At 64.4% G+C, this 19,319-nt stretch carries 14 protein-coding genes and 1 pseudogene; 7 read left to right on the forward strand and 8 right to left on the reverse strand.

The window, feature by feature from the left end:
- A partial coding sequence (locus GNZ12_RS29760; protein ID WP_172315730.1) for a LysR family transcriptional regulator occupies positions 1 to 673 on the reverse strand: 673 nt, incomplete at its 3' end.
- A gap of 409 nt (positions 674 to 1,082) precedes the next feature.
- On the opposite strand from GNZ12_RS29760, the pseudogene GNZ12_RS29765 reads away from it, so the two are divergent.
- A pseudogene (locus GNZ12_RS29765) lies at positions 1,083 to 1,478 on the forward strand (transposase); the annotation flags it as partial.
- A 299-nt stretch (positions 1,479 to 1,777) separates the two neighbouring features.
- Positions 1,778 to 2,032 carry a hypothetical protein gene (locus GNZ12_RS29770; RefSeq protein ID WP_172315731.1) on the forward strand — a complete coding sequence of 85 codons (255 nt, stop codon included), beginning with the start codon at positions 1,778 to 1,780 and terminating at the stop codon, positions 2,030 to 2,032.
- A 368-nt stretch (positions 2,033 to 2,400) separates the two neighbouring features.
- Here the strand turns inward: GNZ12_RS29770 and GNZ12_RS29775 are convergent, their stop codons facing one another.
- Positions 2,401 to 2,724, reverse strand: a complete 324-nt coding sequence (locus tag GNZ12_RS29775) for a hypothetical protein (RefSeq protein ID WP_074284527.1) — start codon at positions 2,722 to 2,724, stop codon at positions 2,401 to 2,403.
- 266 nt (positions 2,725 to 2,990) lie between these two features.
- On the opposite strand from GNZ12_RS29775, the gene GNZ12_RS29780 reads away from it, so the two are divergent.
- From GNZ12_RS29780 to GNZ12_RS29790, 3 genes are all read left to right on the forward strand, one after another.
- Positions 2,991 to 3,710 carry a YdcF family protein gene (locus GNZ12_RS29780; RefSeq protein WP_407947740.1) on the forward strand — a complete coding sequence of 240 codons (720 nt, stop codon included), beginning with the start codon at positions 2,991 to 2,993 and terminating at the stop codon, positions 3,708 to 3,710.
- A gap of 245 nt (positions 3,711 to 3,955) precedes the next feature.
- A complete protein-coding gene (locus GNZ12_RS29785) occupies positions 3,956 to 4,198 on the forward strand; it encodes a hypothetical protein (protein ID WP_172315733.1) in 243 nt (80 codons plus the stop codon).
- A gap of 199 nt (positions 4,199 to 4,397) precedes the next feature.
- Complete coding sequence (locus tag GNZ12_RS29790; protein WP_007182306.1) at positions 4,398 to 4,655, forward strand: hypothetical protein; 258 nt, start codon at positions 4,398 to 4,400, stop codon at positions 4,653 to 4,655.
- Between the two features lie 101 nt (positions 4,656 to 4,756).
- Here GNZ12_RS29790 and GNZ12_RS29795 read toward each other — a convergent pair whose 3' ends face one another.
- The gene (locus tag GNZ12_RS29795) at positions 4,757 to 5,047 is read right to left on the reverse strand and encodes a putative quinol monooxygenase (protein ID WP_074284530.1); all 291 of its coding nucleotides are present in this window, start codon (positions 5,045 to 5,047) and stop codon (positions 4,757 to 4,759) included.
- Between the two features lie 536 nt (positions 5,048 to 5,583).
- Here GNZ12_RS29795 and GNZ12_RS29800 point away from each other — a divergent pair.
- Positions 5,584 to 6,909, forward strand: coding sequence for an EAL domain-containing protein (locus tag GNZ12_RS29800; protein ID WP_235993923.1), 1,326 nt, complete (start codon positions 5,584 to 5,586; stop codon positions 6,907 to 6,909).
- Between the two features lie 12 nt (positions 6,910 to 6,921).
- On the opposite strand, the gene arfB is transcribed toward GNZ12_RS29800, so the two are convergent.
- Entirely contained in the window at positions 6,922 to 7,326 is a 405-nt protein-coding gene (gene arfB / locus GNZ12_RS29805) for an alternative ribosome rescue aminoacyl-tRNA hydrolase ArfB (protein WP_172315734.1), read from the reverse strand.
- Between the two features lie 151 nt (positions 7,327 to 7,477).
- On the opposite strand from arfB, the gene GNZ12_RS29810 reads away from it, so the two are divergent.
- Complete coding sequence (locus tag GNZ12_RS29810; RefSeq protein ID WP_172315735.1) at positions 7,478 to 8,119, forward strand: VC0807 family protein; 642 nt, start codon at positions 7,478 to 7,480, stop codon at positions 8,117 to 8,119.
- Between the two features lie 558 nt (positions 8,120 to 8,677).
- Here the strand turns inward: GNZ12_RS29810 and GNZ12_RS29815 are convergent.
- From GNZ12_RS29815 to recC, 4 genes are all read right to left on the reverse strand, one after another.
- The gene (locus GNZ12_RS29815) at positions 8,678 to 9,832 is read right to left on the reverse strand and encodes an IS110 family RNA-guided transposase (protein ID WP_172315736.1); all 1,155 of its coding nucleotides are present in this window, start codon (positions 9,830 to 9,832) and stop codon (positions 8,678 to 8,680) included.
- 116 nt (positions 9,833 to 9,948) lie between these two features.
- Positions 9,949 to 12,144 (reverse strand): AAA family ATPase, encoded by a 2,196-nt coding sequence (locus GNZ12_RS29820; RefSeq protein WP_172315737.1) that lies wholly within the window; start codon positions 12,142 to 12,144, stop codon positions 9,949 to 9,951.
- Complete coding sequence (recB, locus tag GNZ12_RS29825; protein ID WP_172315738.1) at positions 12,141 to 15,833, reverse strand: exodeoxyribonuclease V subunit beta; 3,693 nt, start codon at positions 15,831 to 15,833, stop codon at positions 12,141 to 12,143. Before recB ends, GNZ12_RS29820 begins: the two co-directional genes overlap by 4 nt.
- Positions 15,830 to 19,207 carry an exodeoxyribonuclease V subunit gamma gene (recC, locus tag GNZ12_RS29830; RefSeq protein WP_172315739.1) on the reverse strand — a complete coding sequence of 1,126 codons (3,378 nt, stop codon included), beginning with the start codon at positions 19,205 to 19,207 and terminating at the stop codon, positions 15,830 to 15,832. Before recC ends, recB begins: the two co-directional genes overlap by 4 nt.
- Between the last annotated feature and the right edge of the window lie 112 nt (positions 19,208 to 19,319).

The following is a 19,319-nucleotide window of genomic DNA, read 5'->3' on the forward strand; positions in this document are numbered from 1 at the left end:
GCCCCAACTCCTGCACCACGGTGGCGTTCACGCCGTACTCCTGCATCACGGCGTCGATGATCGGCCGGCTGCCTGACGCGTAATCGAGCATGACGAGCTGCTGGCCATCCAAATCGGTCCAGGCCACCCGCTCCCGCGCCGCCAAGGGGTGGTCGTCGCGTGCAATGACGCAAAACGAATCCGTCATCAGCGTTTCGCTCAGCAGGTCGTCGGCGGAAAACGGGCCGATAATCACGCCGAAATCGACTTCGCCCGACTTCACCTTGCGCACCACGTCGCTTTGCACGTCGTCGCGCAAACCCAACGTGACGTAGGGAAACTGGCGTCCACACGACGCCACCACGCGCGGCATCAACCGGCAGGCGACCGTCGGGCTCGCGGCCACCACCACGCGTCCGCGGCGCTGCTCGCCGATTTCGCGGATTTCGCGCAACGCGTCGTCCAGATCCGTCAGCAGGCGTGAAACGCTCGATACCAGGTTGCCGCCGACATCGGTGAGCTGCACCTCGCGCGTGGTGCGGTCGATCAACTTCAAGCCGATCTCCCCCTCCAGTTCGCGGACGCAGCGACTGACCGCCGATTGCGTCAGGCCGATCTCATCGCCAGCCCGGCTGAAGCTCTGCAAGCGAGCAACCTCAATGAAAACCCTTAGCTGACGCAGCGTCACATTCATTTACCAACCTCATCAATAACCCCATTTGATGCGCATTGTAGGGCGAAATACCACACCACAATCGTATTTAGCGATCTCGTTGCAATGCAGCAATAAGGCGCAAACGCACGCTGGCCGGGCTTGATTGCACAAGATTGGTGATTGTCCCGATTTGCGAGATGGGTTTTTTGGATTCTTATACGCCCCTAGCTAGCGCCCGCGCTGGCCCGCTGTCACAGGGCTTTCAGGTAGTTGGACTCAACTTGGCACACTTCCTGCATTTACATGCACACAGGGTCGGCGCCATGACTACTGACTGAATAGCAGACCGTGGCAAGCCCGACCCCCCTTGGCACTCGCCTATCGAGTGCATGGAGAGTGCGCGGCGCGGGGCAGCGCACCGGAGTTAGCTTCGCTGAGGTGAAACATGATGCTGTTCGACGATTTGAAAGACAACGAGTGGGCGCTGGTCGAGGCGTTGTTCTGTGCGGAGCCAGCACGGAGCGAACGGCGCGGTCGGCCACGCGTGGAAGCACGCGCGGTTGTCAACGCTGTGCTTTGGGTACTGTCGACGGGCGAAGGCTGGTCGAAACTGCCGGGCCGCTATCCGTCACCGCCGACTTGCCGCCGTCGCTTCGACGAGTGGCAAGCCGATGGTACGCTCGCCGAAATAGTTAAGCGACTCGGCACGAGCGGCCGTGAAATTTCGCTGCGTGGGCGCATTGGCGCGACCGCGGCGAAACCGCCGGCACCGCCGAGCCGCGATCGCCTGCGTGGCGCATTCTGGACCAATCCGGAATCGTGGCGCGCGCCGGTCAAGATGGCCTGACGCCGAATTGTTTCGCCGCCGGGCGCCTGCGGGCGCCCGGCGTGTATCTGGCCGCCGAGCGTCGTATGCCGACGCTCGCCTGGCCGGCAATGGGCACCGCTCCTCGGCGCGCCCAGTGCAGTCGTCCCTTCCCGCTTTGCCGATCTCCGTATCGACTCGCTTCAGTCGCCTGAAGCGGCTCGATTGTTGCCGGTGAAACATCCATTTACCATTGCTTACAGCGTGCTTTCGCCACTCGGCATACCTTATGTGTATGCAAACAGGCCGTGAGTCGATCGGCTTGACGGGAGCTCAGCATGAAACCAATGTCACTGCTTCTGTGCGGCATTGTCGTTTCATCAATGGCCGCACCGGCGCTCGCACAGCAGCGCCCACAGGGCTCGAACTGGCGGCCGGATCATACGGCCACCGTTGAAGCCTCGCAGCAAAGCGAAACACGCAACCGCGACTTCACGCCGCCCGTGCCGCGTGGCGACTTGCGCGGCGATATCGCCAGCAATGTACGCGCCCGGCCGGAACCGCCGCGCGACGATCCCACGCACCGCCGCTAGGCATGCGCCATGCGCACCCATGGTGCGCCGGGTGCTGTCAAATCGTGCCAATCGTGTGAATTGGGACGGCTGCTGTTGTCCGCTGCAGGTAGAGCGCTACCGTGGCTGCGAGACAACGCGCTGCATGGCGAATTGAATAATCGGGGAACCACCCGGCGCTGCGCCAGTCTGATTTAACGCCATTAGCACAGCGTGGCAGTAGTAATTCCGGTACGCCCGTATCCTTGCGATACGGGCTTTTTTTTGCATCAACGGACGGGCGGCGCGCACTATACCCAAGCGCCTAAGCTGGCCAATAAGCGCAGCGATTACATCACCGCCAGCCGCGCAAGCGGCCGGGAAAAACAGCGCCAGCCTGCCCGCCGCCCCTAAGGCCGGGCTTCGAGCGCGGCTGTGGGCCGCGCTTCTGCTGTCGCGACGGCGTAGTCGTTCATTCGCTGTACGGTCCAGCTCAACAGGCGTTCGTCGTGCGCGAGTCTCGCGAACTCGGCCCGACCCCGCTCGGTGAGCACGGCGATATCGACAGGCGCGTGAAAACCAGGGGCCGGTGCGACAGTGCGCTGCCGAACGGTGTCCATCAGGCCTAGCGCGCGAAGATATTGGAATACACCCGGCCGTCTGGCCCATGGGACCTGGCGATATTGCGCCCGCCGCAGCGCTTCAAGTACCGCTTCGTTGGAATACGTGGTCATCTCACTTCTTTCTTAAAGTGCAGCTATGACACATCTATGCCCAACACGTCACCGCGCCACCAGTGACGCGCATGGCACCCGCCCTTGGCTGGAAGCTGGCCGCATGTCATGCGGCCGAAGTCCGCCAGGTGCTGCCTGGTCTCGTTTTCGGAACCCCCGTCTGAACGGCATGTTAGCGTTCTGTCTACGGGCCGACGATGCAACCGCTGCGGCGCGATAGCAAGCCCATAGATTTGTCCCGAAAGTCATACGTTACCGCATTTAAATTGATTCTATTCACTTTATTAGCGCTTTTTTTTGCAGCAATCGTGCTATGGAAAAGCGCCCGCCGCCCCCTCGCCATTGGCATGATCGCCCTGCTCTGGCTGCTCGCCGCCGGCTGGCTCACCGCTCCATTGCTGGAATTGGCGCAGCCGCATCGGCAGACCGACACGCCTGCCAGCTTTGCGCCGCGCACCGCGATCATCATGCTCGGCGGCGGCACCATTTACGACGACGACAACGTGCTCGTCCCACCACGCGACGTGCTCGCACGCATTGCGGTGAGCGCGGACAACTACGCGGCCTGCAAGCGTACGGCCGCCACGTGTCAGGTGATCGTGAGCGGTGGCAATCCGCAGCGGCATAGCGCAACCGAAGCGGATACCTATCTGCCCTACCTGTTGCGCAAACAGGTGCCGCGCGCGGACATCGTGCTGGAGACCAGCAGCCGTACGACCTACGAAAACGCGCGTAATGTCTCCGCTATTCTCGACCGGTCACGTTACGATTCCTTGATACTCGTCACCTCCGCGTATCAGATGCCGCGCGCATTGCTCGACTTCCATCGTTTCGGCCTCGCGCCGCAGCCGTTGATCTCGAGCGCGCGGCGCGCACATCTCGGTGTACTGCCGCGCTATGACAATCTGGTGAATGCGGAGCTTGCACTGCACGAACTGATTGGCATCGCGCAATTTCATGTCTATCGTGCAATAGGATGGTTCTGAATCTCACGTGCTGTGATGAGGTAATTTATTTAGAGATGCGAATATTCTTTATGCCGGCAACGCGCTATCGAGTTTGACGCGAGATCGTCATCGGCAGCGACTGTGGATCGAATGTAACAAGATGTAACTAATTGTCATTGCCGTTACAAAACGTCCGCTGGAGCGGATATTGCTGGCTAGAATGCATTGTCTTTCCGATTGGACAGGCAAATACTCGGGTCCATAACCACTCTGCGGAGGTAACAATGAAGAAAGTGTCCCTGGCGATCCTGGTTTCCCTCGGTGCCGTAACGGGCGCGGCCTATGCCCAGGACAACGGCGTCATGATGAGCACCGATCCGGCCAAGGCCGCCGACGTCGAACAGCGCGCGCAAGAGTTGCAAAGCCGCCAGCAAGCAATGGAAAGCGCGCCGCCTATGCATGAGAAACATCACAAGATGGCCCCGCATCACAAGAAGGCCGCCAAGCCGATGGCCGCCAGTTCGTAAGCGTCGCTGAACGCATCACCCGCGGCCGCGCCGCGAAGGTGAAAAGCCGAAGCTGGCACCGCCGGTTTCGGCTTTTTTGTTGTCTAATGAACTTGCTACAGGCCCGCTGCGCCCAGCCGACGTTATGCTAAAGTCGCGCACCGACCGGCGCCCGGCCGGACTCCCCCTAACCTGTGCGCACCTTGGTGCGGAGGACAGCATGAGCAACATCCAGCTAGATATCGAATGGACTGAAGCCGCATCTCGCAAAATCGAAAAACTGATGCCGCGCGGCGGTCAGGAAGCGTTCCTCGCGCTGCCGCCCGTCGAGTGCCTGCCGATGGAAGGCGACGTGCTGTTTCTTGGCCCGGACGGCAAGCAGCAACCGTTCATCGTCGCGGAACGCCAGTATCACCACGATGGCGATGCCGACTGGACCATCATCCTGATTCTCGACGTCCCGCAAGCCACGCACTAAAGATAAACGGCGAGCGCCGCACAGGCCGGATCCGGCCTGGCAGCGGACTCGCCGCTGTTCGACCCTCGCGGGTCGGCTCTCGCTGTTCACCCCTTAAACGCTCACGCGATCTTCGACACGACGCGAATTTCCGCGTGTTCGACCCAATCCGCCGCGGCTTTCTTATAAGCCGCAATGTGCGCGGATCTGGCATGCGCCGCCAGCGCTTCCTGACTTTCCCAACGCTCGACAAACACGAACCGGCGCGGCTCCTGCACGTCACGATGCAGATCGTATTGAAGCGCCCCCTGCTCTTTACGCGTCGGCCCGACGATGCCTTCGAGCGCTTCGCGCAGCTGCTCTTCATAGCCCGGCTTTGCCACCGAGATTGCGACCACTGCGATTTCCGCCATGCCTGTCCTCCGTTGGTTCACGAAAAGCAGCAGCATACCCGCCGCCCGCCGAACCTGCAGGCGCTCACGCACACCGGGCAGGCTCACGCGGCAACGGCCCGCTTAGCCTGACAAATGCCCCTCGCGGACAAAACGTCTGAGCACCGTCCTTGCCTGGAGTTTGGCGGGCGGCCACTTACCGCCCTGATACCCTCGGTTTCATACGCTCGATTGATTGCATTTGAAGCGATCGGTCTTGCAGGAGGCACGCGCGCGAAGCCGACGCGAAACGCCCGCAACACGGGGGCCGGCAAACCGCACCGCGGACGGTTTGCCGGGCATCCGGCCACGTCCCGCGTCTGTGATAACCCGCACATTCATGCGAACTGCGAACTGCTAGACTGGTTTTGACTAATCCCGCCGGAGCCCAGCATGGCTGGCATTGCTCTCCGCGTTTCCGGGTTTTGCCCGCCTTACCCCGCCGGCGCCTGGGCTGGGCATCCGTTGCGCGCTGAATCTGTTTGCGCGCCCCGTCACCCGTTTGTCGCGATGCCACTATGCCCGCACTCATGCCCGCCTTTATGCCGACCGTCAGAGAATTGACCCTGAGCGGCCTGCTCCCGCATCTGGTCCGGGACGAGTCCGGCTGGACCGCGACATGGCGCGCGCTGACCCTGCACAGCGTGTTCCAGCCGGTGCTGTCCGTCACGCATCAGTGCGTGGTCGGCTATGAGGGCTTGCTGCGCGCGTTCGATCCGGTCGGCTTGCCGGTATCGCCGGAAGTGCTGTTCTCCGGCACACGCTCGGCCGCCGACGCGCGCGAACTCGACCGCATCGCACGCTGCCTGCATGTGGCGAATTTCATGGAACAGGGCATCAGCACCGGGTGGCTGTTTCTGAATACGCGCCCGCAAGTGTTCGAAACCGGCTGGCCGCAGCGCGCCTTCATCGACGAGCTCTCGGCGCACTTCGGCCTGCCGCAGGAACGCATCGTCATCGAAGTACTCGAACAACCCGCCGACGATGAATCCGCCGTCGCCAGTATGCTTGCGGCGTCGCAGCCACGCGATTTCCTGATCGCGATCGACGATTTCGGTACCGGTTTTTCGAACTTCGACCGCGTGTGGCGCTTTCGCCCCGACATCGTGAAGCTCGACCGCTCGCTGGTTGCGCGTGCGGGCAAGCGCGAAGGCGACGATTCGATGATCAGCCACCTGATCGCGATGCTGCATCAGTCCGGTACGCTGGTGCTGGCCGAAGGCGTCGAAACCGACGAAGAGTTGATGATTCTGATGCAGGCCGACGTCGATTTCGTGCAGGGTTTCTGGCTCGGCCAGCCGCAGAGTTCGGTGCAGGCTGCGTGCGCCAAGGTGCCGGCGCTGGTCGAGTCGATGTGGACCAAGTTCGCCGCATATGAACGTGCCCACGCCGGCCATCAGCGGCTCGGCTTCGAAGGGTTCGCCGAAGCCGTGCTCGCCGCCGCCGACACCTTCAAAGCCACCGGTGAGCTGCGGCAGGCAGCACAACAGATGTGGCATCTGCCCGAAGCGCGCCGGGTGTTCATCACTGACGGTCAAGGCGAACAGACTGAAGCGTCAGTCACGGCCGCCTCGGTGCCGCCGCCTCCGCTGCGGCTCGCGCCGCTCTATACCGATGCGCGCAGCAACTGGTCACGGCGCGCGTATTTCAAGCATGCGCTTGCCGCGCCTGGGCGCGTCGCCATGATGGGGCCGCACTATTCGCTCGCGGACGGCCAGGACTGCTATACCGCGGCAATCGCATTCGAGCGTGACGGCACACATGTGCTTTGCGTCGACTTTGTGCCGACGACGTCGCCGGCCGATACGCGTTCTGGCGGGCGCGGTGGTAAGCGCCAGGCCTGACCGGCTCCGCCTTTAATCCTCCACCCGCCCGCGGCCGGATTTGATCTCGCTGCGCTTGGCCTTGCTGTCGAGGCGACGCCGATTCGACGCACGCGTCGGCCGGGTCGCGACGCGCGGCTTGCGTGTCACGCTGACGCTTTCGATCAATTCATCGAGCCGCGCCAGCGCAGCCGCGCGGTTCATCTCCTGAGTGCGATGCTCCTGTGCCTTGATGATTACCACTCCGTCGCGCGTGAGCCGATGATCGGACAGCGCGAGCAGGCGCATCTTCAGCACGTCCGGTAGCGACGAAGCGTGCACGTCGAAGCGCAGATGGATGGCACTCGAGACCTTGTTGACGTTCTGACCGCCCGCCCCTTGCGCGCGCACTGCGGTCAGTTCGATTTCGTTCGGCGGGATCGGATAACGGGATGTCATGACTGGATTGAGCTAAGAAACGCAAGTGTACACAGGGCGCAGCCGGTTACGGGCTAAGGACTATCGGGCGCGGGCGCCGATGCGAAAAACTATTTGCATCGACACCACGGGTTCACCGATACTGCGGTTTTCGCTTACAGCGTAAATTAATATGAAACTCCGTCCGGGTTTTGTGCTGGAACTGGCCGTCAACTTTCTGCTGCCGTGGCTGGCTTACCGCCTCGCGCGGCCGCACATGGGCGAGACCGGCGCGCTGATCGCGTCCGCCGTGCCGCCGATCGTCTGGAGCCTGATCGAGCTGGCACGCTTTCGACGCGTCGACGCGCTCAGCGTGATGGTCGTAGCGGGCATCGTGCTGTCGATCGCGGCGATGGCGCTGGGCGGCAGTCCCCGCATGCTGTTGCTGCGAGAGTCGCTGGTGTCCGGTGCGGTGGGCGTGGTGTTTCTGCTGTCCTTGCCGATGCGCCGCCCGCTGATCTTCTTTCTCGCGCGCGCCACCGTCGCCCGTGAAATGGAGGGTAGCGCCGCGCGCTTCGAAGCGTTGTGGCGCGAGCGGCCTGCGCTCGTCAGTGCCATGCGGCTCATGACGCTCGTCTGGGGCGTCGGCCTGACCGGTGAAACGGCACTGCGCGCATGGATGGCGCTCACCTGGCCGATCGAGCGCTTTCTGGTGGTCTCTCCGTTTATCGGCTACGGCATTTACGGCGCCTTGACGCTGTGGACGGTGTGGTATCGCAAGACCCTGCGCAGCCGGGGCGAGGCGCGCGCGCAGCCGGACGGGATCGCGAGCTGAACACGGCTTGCGCGCTTTGGGGTGCTCGCGTAGGAGATCTGCTCGAATTGCCTGGAGCGCCTGCCCCCTTCTATGAGCAGGAAGTTGTCAAGGCCTTTGACGACCTGACTCACGAATCATTGGCCAAGTCCCATCGGGCGGCCTCCGTAAAGAAGCGCCGTAGTGGGGTCAAGGGCAGGCGAAGCCTGAGCGAAGCGACCCTTGACCCTGCGAAGACGCGATAGGCTGGCGTATGTTGGTGAGCGCGCGGTATTGCGCTCGCCAACATACAGGCGCATTCCACGTCGCCCGGTAATGGCTGCAATCGAATCTACGTCCCTGCGTGAAGCCGTCGTGGCGCTCGTGAGACGATCCAACGTCGCACAACCTTCTATCCGCTGGCGGTTCGCCAGCCCTATCCTGCATGCGCGCTGCGCCGGAATCTTGTCCGGGTGACATGCCCCATCTAAGAATCGGTTGCATCGGCAACCCAGGGGGCAGACGGGCATGTCCACTTCAACCATGGGAACAGCAAGTGATCCGATTGTCGCGGCGTCACTATCGCCATGCAATACGATCTCAGACTGGTTTCATCTGTGCGCCCTCAGGAATAACGCCGTCCTTCAGGTAGCGCCATAGTGCAATCACCAGTCGCCGTGCGACAGCGACGATGGCGATGCGCCGCGCGCGGCGGTTCGGCCCGGTGCCCTGCGTGCGCTGGTTGAACCACTGCGCGAGTGCACTGGCGGGCTGGTAGCGCAGCCAGGTCCACGCCATCTCGACCAGTAACGCGCGCACTCGCCGGTTGCCCTGTTTGCTGATCCCCTGGTCGACCTGGCTCTCGCCGCTGTCATAGGGCTGCGGCACCAGCCCGACGCACGCACCCACCTGGCGGCGATTGCTGAACTCCCGCCAGAACAGCTCGAGCGCGAGGCGCGACGCGCCCACTTCGCCAATCCCCTTCAGGCGCGCCAGGTCATCGCTTCGCTGCCGCGCGGGTGCCGGCAGGCTCGCCTGGCGCGTCTTCTCCAGCGCCGCGAGTTGCTGCTCCGCCAGTGCCAGCCGTTCACACTCGCGCAACAGCCGCTCGCGCAGTTCGGCCGGCAACGGCGTGCCATCATGACACCGGACCTGGTCGCGGGCCAGCCGGCTGGCGAAGCCCTTGTGGTTGACTTCATCCCAGCAGCCAAGCGTGACCAGCAGTTTGCGCATGCGGTCGCGGTGCTGCTGCACTTCCTTCTGCAGTTGCCCGCGATCGCGCATCAGTTGGCGCGAGGCCTCGTCCTGTGGCGACGGCACGTGCACCACGTGCATGCGGTCGCGCTCGCCGCGCAGCCATGCACGCAGGTTGGTGACCAGTTTGATGACATCGAGCCGGTCGGTCTTCGCGCGCCGCTTGTGGCGTTCGACTGGAATGCTCGCTGGATCGACGACGTAGCAGTCGATGTCGCGCGCCTGCAGCGCGCGACAGATCCAGAACGCGTCCTGGCCAGCTTCGTAGCTGACGACGATGCGCACGCCGGCCGGCAGCGACCACTTCAGCTTCTGCTGTTCGATCACGTCAAGCACGGCCTGCAGGCGGGCGGCGGCTTGGGGCTGCGCGACCGTGTGCACGGCCGGCCGCTCGCGCCGGCCATCGTGCAGCGCGACCTTCCACTTCGCCGCAGCCAGCTCGAGTGACACCGCCAGTACTACTTCTTCACCACGGGTGGTGAACGTCTGATCCGTGCACATGATGTTCTCCTTTGAACAGGACTCGACACGCCGATTTTACGTATCAGTTCCTCGACGCCCCTGCTCATAGGATCTAAGCAGACCACAAACGACCATGCCCGCTGCCCGGCGCCATGCTACTGGGCGGCGCGCCACGCCTCCGCAATTCGCGCAGCCAGGCCCGAGTCGCGCTGTGTCGGCGTCGCGATGGCTTGCGCCAGCACGGCGCGCGCGCCAATCACTTCCACACGCTCACGCGCGCGGGTAATTGCCGTGTACACGAGTTCGCGCGACAACACGCGGCTGAACACCGACGGCAGCATCAACACGGCGTGCTGGAACTCCGAGCCTTGCGACTTATGAACCGTGAGCGCGAATGCCGTATCGTGCGGCGGCAACGCTGCAGGCGATACGGCACGCAGCGCGCCGTCACCCGTACGGAAATACACACGCAACGCGCCTCCCGCTCCCGGCAGCGCAATGCCGATGTCGCCGTTGAACAGACCGAGCGCGTAATCGTTGCGCGTGACCATCACGGGCCGTCCAGCGAACCACTGCGCGCCGACAGCCAGGGTCACACCCGCCGAGCGCCGCACCTGCGCGGCCATCGCGGCATTCACCTGATCGACGCCGCGCGGCCCTGAACGCGTCGCGCACAGAATTCGAAAACGGTTCAGTGCATCGAAAAGCGGCAATGGGTCCGGCGTATCGGCGGCGAGCGCTTGCGCAAGCGCATCCGCGTACGGTCCAAAACCTGCAGCAAGCCGCACAACGGTGCGATCGGCCAGCGTCGCATGTGTATCTTCGTGCAGCGCCGCTGCGCAGGGTTCCGCGGGATCGATGCGCAGAACGTCGAGCGCGGCACCGGCCGCGCCGTTGCGAATCGCGAGCGACAAGCGGCCGATCGGCGATTCGAGGCCGAATCGATAGTTACGCTCGAGCCAGACGACGCAGTCGGCGAGCGGGTTGTGAGCCGGCGAAGGCGGTGCTGAGACAAACAGGTCGTCAGGCGGCGTATCGAAATCGTCCGGCGCACCCGCATGCGCGAAAAACTCGTCAGGCCCTTCGTCGTGGCCGCTGGATGCGCCCGGCAATGCTTGCGACAACTGCGCCGCTTCCATGCCAAGCGCCTCAGCGATCCGCTGCAGTCCGTCTTGCGTAAAAGCAGGCCGTGCGCTGAGTTCGGCGAACACCGCGCCAGCCTCGACGGCGGCGAGTTGGTCCTTGTCACCCAGCATCACGAGTCGCGTGTGCGGCGCAATGGCATCGAGCAGATGCGCCGCCATCGCGACATCGATCATCGACGCCTCGTCGATCACGACGACGTCATAAGGCAGCGGATTGTCGCGATGATGCCGGAAGCGCCCGCCCGGCCCGGAACCGAGCAGCCGATGCAAGGTGTACGACGTCTGCGGCAAGCGCGCGGCGAGTTCGGGGGGTAAATCGCCGGCACGGGCGAGCAACGCTTCCTGCATCCGCTGCGCGGCTTTTCCGGTCGGCGCCGCCAGGGCAATCCGCAGATCGGCCCGCGCATCGAGCAAGCAGGCGAGCACACCGACCACCGTCGTCGTCTTGCCGGTGCCCGGGCCACCGCTGACGATGGTCAACCGCCCGGACAGCGCCATGACTGCCGCGACACGTTGCCAGTCGACTTCGTCATCCTGCGGCGGACCGAAGTAGCGCAGCAGACGCGCGTGCAGCGTTTGGGCGGTAGTGACCACGTTTGCTTCAGTTCCTACATCTGCACCTACACGTGAAGCTGCACTGGCGTCGGCATTGCCACCTTTGCCGGTATCTATCTGTGTATTTGGAGCGCCATCTGCATGGGAGTTTGCACTCTGACGAGCATTGACGTCGGACGCAGCCCCTGTGTGCTCGCGAGCCCTCACATCCACCGTCTGCCCACCACCCGCATGCATCACCAGCGAGCGCGCGAGACGCCGCTCGTAATCGTAGTAGCGCGCCAGATACAGCCGCCCCTGCCCATCGATCACCAGCGGCCGCAACGCCGCCGCGCTCGGCGAACCGTCGCTGGCCATGCCGCTTGCGAACAGCGCCGTGCGCACTTCCGCGCTCGATACATCGAAGCGTCGCGCCAGCGCGGCAAGCGGCAGGCACACGTGCCCTTCGGAAGTCGCACGGCTCGTGGCGAAGGCGGCTCGTGCCGCCCACTTCACCGCCTCACCCGATGCACCGCCGCGCCGCGCGAGCGTGCCAATGCGGCGCGCGAACCCTTCGGCAAGCGCGGTACTGAAATCGGCCGGCGCGGGTAGATTCACCCCGATGTCATCGAGCTCCGGCGGCGCAGAAGAGTCCCGCTCGAACGTGCTCATGCGACACCTCCGATCATCGCCGCGTCGAGCAGCGCCACCAGTTCGAATGCGGGCCGTCGCATATGCACGCCCGCCGCTCCGTCGGCATCGCGCCACTGCGGACGAACGCCGCGCACGAACAGATAGAGATAGCCGCCGATGTGCGTGTCGTACGCATAATCGCGCACCCGCGTTTTCAGATAGCGATGCAGCGCCACTGTATAGAGCAGCGCCTGCAGGTGATACGCGTGGCTCGCCATGGCCGCTTCGAGCGGCGCCGCGGCGTAGTCGGCGGCGGTGTCGCCCAGATGGTTCGACTTCCAGTCGACGATCCAGAAACGTCCGTCGTGCTCGACGATCATGTCGATGAATCCTTTGACGAAACCGCGCAACACGCCCGGTTCCAGCGCAACGTCGGGATAGCCGTGTTCGATCAGCAGTTCGCGCAAGGCCGGAAAATCGAGCGAAGGCGCGGCAAACAGAAATTCAAGTTCGTTCAGGCGCCGCCGCGGATTCAGCTTGGCGAGCGCCATGCCGGGCACGAGCTCGGTCGTCACGACGTCCGCAATCAGGTGATGCATCATGGCGGGCAAACGTGCCGCGAGTTCGGGCACAGCCGGCGCCGGGCGCTCGCGCAACGCGCCCCGGATGGCATCCGGCCAGGTATCCGGATCGGTGAAATCCGCGAGCTCGAACATGCGATGCAGGCACTCGCCCGCCGCCGCGCCGCGTGGAAACGCGAGAATGTCGTCCTCAGCGTAGGACGGCGCCTGCGGCATCGGTAACGGTGTCGGCGCGATTACGTCAGCGATCTCATCGTGATCGGGGCGCACTTCTTCCACGGGCGCATGCGCCTCCTCGGCTTTGCTGCCGGCGGCGATCAAGCCGCTGAAGCTCGCCATGCGCCACTGATCGCGCAACGGCCGTCGATTGGCGCGCGCCTGCATCCGCGCGCCGCTGTCCTGGAGGCTTTCCTGCGGCACACGGCGCGCCACTTCCGGCAACGTCTGCAACGTGATCGGGCCGCCCCCCAGCGCGCGCCATCGCTCGGACAAGGCGGCTTCGTCGGGTGGATCGGTGAGCCAATCGTCGAAGCTGTGACCGCTGCCCCCCACCAGCCAGTTCAGCACGCTGCGGCGCGATTCCTTGGTGGAGCGCGACGAAAGATAAGTACCGGCGACCAGATAGCAGCGGTACACCGCGCGCGTCAGCGCCACATAGACGAGCCGTGCCCGCTCCGCCGCCTGTTCGCGCACCGCGTAACGTGCCGCGCGTTCAGCCTCTTCGTCATCGCAACCGTAGTGCAGCACCGCGTCGCCCGCTTCATCGTGATACTCGCGTGCATCGGGCAAGCCGGAGGATGGCGGCTCGCGCAGCGCACCGTCGTTCAGGAACGGACAGAACACGACCGCATATTCCAGCCCTTTCGATTTGTGGACGGTGACGATTTGCACGAGGTTGCGATCCGATTCGAGCCGCAACTGCGCGTCTTCGCCGCCACCTTGCGTGCGTTGCGCGGCGAGCCAGCGCAAAGTCGGTGCGATGCCGGGTTGCGTGGCAGCACGCGCCTGCACGAGTTCGGCCAGATGATTCACGTTCGTCAGACGGCGCTCGCCGTCCGGTCCGGCCACCAACCGTTGTGCGACTCGCAACTCGCGCATCAGCGTGCGCCACATCAAGGCGAAACCGCGCTCGTGCCATAGCGCGCGATAACGCGAGAAACGTTCAACCCACCCCATCGCGTCCGCGGCATGCGCGGGATCGTTGGCCGGTGCCGGCGCGTCGGCGACCTGCTCGAGGCGCCACAGCGCGGCGGCGTCGAGGCCGAGCCAATCGGTGGCGAGCGCAGCGCGCAAACGGCGCAGATCGCCCGGCGTATCGACTGCGGCCAGCACGCGTTCGATCTGCTCGGCGTCGAGCGTCGCGAACACCGAGGCCTGCGCCAGTTCCACGCTACCGACGCCCCACGACGCCAGCACACGCTTGATCAGACTGCCCTGCTTATGCGTTTGCACCAGCACCGCGATATTGCCCGGCGCGAGCGGCGCTTCGCCGATCGTCACCGATCCTTCGCGCGCACCGCGCAGGAGCCGTACGATCTCGGCGGCGCAGGCTTCGCTCGCCGCGCGCTGCGCTTCGCGTTTGGTCAACGCGGCGTCGCCTTGCGGCAAAGTCCAGATGCGGAAGTGACCCGCGCTTGCATCGGGTTCGGAAAACGGCGGACGACGCCGCTCGCCAGCGCGCACCGGCTGATAGTCGAGACCGTCGAGCACGAACGCCTGGGGGTTGGCCTCGAACAGCCGGTTGCAGGCCTCGACGATCGGCGCGGTTGAACGTTGATTGACCGCGAGCGTGTAACACGCGGAAGCCGCCGCGCGCGCCGCCAGATACGTATGCAGATCCGCCGCGCGGAAACTGTAGATCGCCTGCTTCGGATCACCGACCAGAAAAAGCGGGCCGGCCGGCGCGAAGATGCGGCTGAAGATCGCGAACTGCAACGGATCGGTATCCTGAAACTCGTCGATCAGCGCGGCTGGATAACGCGTACGCAAAGCATCGGCAAGCCAGGGGTTAGCCGCGAGCGCGCGATACAGATTCGACAGCAGATCGTCGAACGACACCACCCTGCGCGTGCGTTTGCGCGCCACCAGTTCGGCGGGCGCGCAATCCAGCCAGGTCTCGATGAGCGAAAGCCAGCGCACGCGTTGCGCGGCTTCGGCCGCGACCACGGCTGCGGCCAGCTCCTCGGCGTGCTCGAAGAACGGATGCTCGGGCGGTTCGAACTTGACCTTGGTGGCCTTCTTCAACGCTGAAGCTGTCAGCTTCAAGGCAGCCCTCGGCGGCGGGGCGTGGCAATCGCCCTGCGCGAAGTACTCGGTCCACGCGGCGATCGCGGCGCTCACGAGCTCGGGTTTGTGCGAGGTCTTGCTCAGACGGTCTTGCGCTTCGCCAAGCAGACTGACGATCGCATCGCGCTCCGCCTGCCAGACTGCGCTCGCTGCATCGAAACCCGCCTGCGGATCGGCGTCGTTTCCACCTGAATCAACCTTGCCCCAGCGCAACAGCGCCAACGGCTTCTTCAACCGCCGCGCGAGTTGCTCATCGAGCGACGCGGGACCGGCGCGTTTGGCCACCAGCCATGCAGCGAAAGCAGGATGCGCATAGGCCACCGGTTCCACTTGCTCGCGCCAGAAATCGGCCGCCATTTCGAAACGCAAGGCAGCGTCGTCGGCTTCCATTTCGAACGCGAAAGGCATGGCCGCGGCGAACGGCGCCTCCTGCAAGGCACGCTGACAGAACGCGTGGATGGTGTGAATCGCGGCCTGGTCGAACGTACGCAGCGCGCGACGTACGACCTTCAACGCGGTCCCGCGATCGATGCCGCGCTCCGGCGCGAGGGTCGTTTCAAAGAGACGCTGGATGAACGGATCACCGCCGTCGTCGTCTGTATCGATAGCCCGATCCAGTTCCGCGAGCCGCCCGCGAATCCGCTCGTGCAACTCCGCGGTCGCCGCCTTCGTAAAGGTCACGACAAGAATCTGATCGGCGTTCAGGTTCTTTTCGAGCAGCAGTCGCATGTACAACGCGCAGATGTTCCAGGTCTTGCCGGTTCCTGCCGATGCCTCGATCTGATTGACGCCGTCGAGCGAACAGGCGAAGACGTCGAGCTCTTCCGCGACCAGCGCGTGATGGTGAACGGCGCCGCTCATGATGCGCTCCGCAGATGCTGCACAAGCGGCTTGAAAACGATCGAGGCGAGACTGCCGAACGGTTCGTCGAGCGTAAGCGGCGTGCCGCGCAGCGCGATGCGCAAGGCGGGGTCGTCGGATTCGCCGCGCACACGGTCATTGATCCACACGCCCTGCGCTGCGGAATCACTCTCGCTGACCTTCGCCCATGCGCTCTTCGGGAAAAAGCGCAGCGGCAGCATGCGCCCGGCCCTGAACAACGCGGCAAGCGGCGCCAGTTCATCGAGCGGCGCAGCGACCGGCGTGAGCTCAAAGCTCTCGCCGCTGCCATGCCAAATCGTGCGGCGCGTGCCGTTCGGCTGCGCCGCGCAATAGACCAGATGCGCAAGCCACGCCGACAGATAGTCGCGTGCGGTAGGTTTGGCGTAGCGGAAAATCACTTGTCCTGTTTCGGTCAACAAATTCAAGGTGCCGTGCAGTTGCAGCGGTGCTTCGGCCGCTTTGCGGAGCGCTGCGTCGTGAGGGCCGAACAGCGTATCGGCGATGTCGGCACGGTCGGGCCAGCGCGGCACGATATCGAGCACGAACGGCAAACGCTCGACACCCGAAGCGACTTCGCGACGCACGCTGTCGGCGAGTTGGCGCAGCGCGCCGAGTTCGCGCGAGCGCCATACCGCGCCGGTCGCACCACCCGGCAACTCGGGACTGGCCGCTGCAACACGGCGCACGCGGTCGAACATGCTGTCGTCGTCTTCGGTATCGCTATTCAGCAGGACAGGCAGGAGCCGTTCCGCCAAGGCATCGCGGCCGGCCCAGTCAAGTTCGAACGGTTCGGTGTCGAGCAATTCGCCCTGCGCATCCGACAACACGATACCCAACCGGTCGCGCAACAACGCACGCGCCGGATGACGCCAGAAGCGCACGAATTCGTCGAAGGCAACGGACGGTGTCTCCTCGGCGGGCAACGGTTGATCGAAGAACGGCGCGGCAGCCGGATGCTGCGGCACGGCCAGCAAACTGGCCAGTTCCGCGCGATCCATGTCGTAAGTGAAGAGGCCGCGTTGTGACGAGAAATAGTCCGACGCGAACGCCTGCAGCGGATGATCGATGATGAACGCATGCCGCGCAGCTTCGATTTCCGCGGGACTCGCTCCTTCCCCCGCCGACACTTGCGCGAGGTGATCGAGCAATTCGTCGACCAGCGCGGCCGGCGGCAACGGCGCATTGTCGCGAATGCTGCGGCCCGTATAGGCGATAAAAAGCCGGTCGCGCGCAGCCAGCAGCAGATCGAGGAACAGATTGCGTTCGTCGTCGCGGCGCTGCCGGTCCCCTGCTTTACCGAACGCGGCCATCAGGTCGAATTCGTCGGCGCGGGCAAGACTCGGCAGCACGCCGTCGTCCATGCCGAGCAGGCAGACAATGCGATACGGCAACCCGCGCAAGCTGGTCAGCGACGAAAACGTCACGCTCCCCCAAGGCACGCCGCCACGCGCCGGGTCGTCGAGCGCCTCGGTGAGTGCGCCGCGCACCACGGCGGCCGGCAGTACGACGTCCTGCGCGCCGGCTTGCATCGCGTCACCCATCTTGTCGATGGCGTCGCGCACCGCCGCCAGCGAATCGGCAAACTCAACCCCGCCGTCGAAACACTGCGCGAGCGTCTCGAGCAGCAGTTGTGTCCATTCGGCAGGGGTCTGTTCGACAGTGCAGCGCTGCGCGAAAGTATCGATATCGTCGACGAAACGCGACAGGCGGCCGAGCAAGTCGGCGTCCGAGCCGTCGGCGCCTTCAACGGGCAGCCAGGCATCGACTGGCTCGCCGCCATCCGGCATCGCGTAGCCGAGGTACAGACGGGTCAGCGCATCGGCAAACGTATGACGCGCAACAGGCACGTGCTCACCCGTCGGTTCAATGGGCACCAGCCCTCGACGCGCACCGGCCGCCGCGAGCCATTCCTGCGCGGCTTCGAGCGCACTGGCGTCGATCCCATAACGTGCGGCGATCGCATCGACTCGCAGCCACTCGATCAGATCCGGCGCACCCACACTACGTTCAGGCAAGGCCAGCCAATCCAGCAGCAAACGCGCAACCGGATTTGCCTGCGAGGGCGGCAAGCCGGTGATCCGATACGGAATGCGGCGCGTATCGCCAGGGGGGGCGGTGCCGAACACCGCATCGATCAATGGCCCAGCGGCCGCGAGATCGGACACGGCAACCAGCACGTCGGACGGCTGCAGATCGTCGAACTCATCGAACCAGCCAAGCAGGCGGTCATGCAGCACTTCGAGTTGCCGCGACAGGCTGTGACACACATGGACTTCAATGCCGTTCTCGATCGGCAATTCGTCAGTGTCGGCTTCCGACCGCAGATCGAGGATGCCGTTCTGCACGGCGGCAAGCCAGCTCGGTTCCGGATTCTCGGTGAAGTCGCCCGTCTCGCCGGATGCGGCGCTCTCGGTCAGCTCATGCAGCATGTGCAGTTGCGCCTGGGTCTGGCGGCCCCACTCGGCGAGGAGCGGATGACCCACTTCCTGATAGTCGAGCTGGCCGGCCACATCGAGTGCCTCGACCCGGCCCGCACTGACGACATCGAACCAGAATTCGCGGCACGGGTTCATCACGTAAAGACGGACATCGACCCAGCGCGACAGCGCGCGCAGCAACGCGACGTGCAGCGGCGGCATGGTCGGCAGCGCGAACACGCTGACGGCTTCAGGCCACTGCGCGTTAGAGATGGCTTCCAGATCGAGCGTGCCGATTTCTTCGAGAAAGCGATAAGCAGGCGGCAAGGCGGCCGCGGGCGTTTGCGCGTTGCCTGCCACTTCGGCAAGCACGGCGCGCCACAGTGCGGCTTGCCAACGCTCGTCTTCACGCGCCGCAACGCTCGCACCGACGAGACGCGGACCGTTGTCGTCGGCGGCGCCGCTCGCGAAGATCGAACCGCCCTTCTGCCATTGCAACAGCCATTCCGGGCGATAGGTCAGATAGTGGTCGAGCACGGTGGCCACGCGGCGCGCCAGTTCGTAGCGCATCGACGCATCCGCCGCATCGAGATACGTACGCAGACGCGGCGAGGCATTCCAGGGCAGGCCTTCATCCACCTCTCCCAGCAGCCGGTAGCACCGCCAGACGAGCCGGTCTGGCGCAAATGGGGAATGCTTCGGCACTTCGATCACGCCGCCGATTTGCGCCCACAGCCACTGCGCGAGATAACCAAAGTTGACATTCGCGCAGATGCCCTGGCGCGCGGCGATGTCGAGCTCGAGCCGGCGCCGAACGGCCGCGCTCGGGACGATCACGGGCTGCGCGGTCCAGGGATCGGACGGCGCTTGCGCCAGGTCGTCGAGCAGCGCGCCGACAAGGGTTTCGTAGCGGTTCGAGTAGAAAAGTTGGAGCATGGATCCCGGGGAAACATACGACGCGAGCGGAACGCCCGGGCCGCGACAGACATTGAAGCGACAGCATAACAAACGCGCTCCCAGGGCAGAACCTGGCCGAACGGACGAGGTC

The organism is Paraburkholderia solitsugae, from assembly GCF_013177695.1.
Classification (GTDB): domain Bacteria; phylum Pseudomonadota; class Gammaproteobacteria; order Burkholderiales; family Burkholderiaceae; genus Paraburkholderia; species Paraburkholderia solitsugae.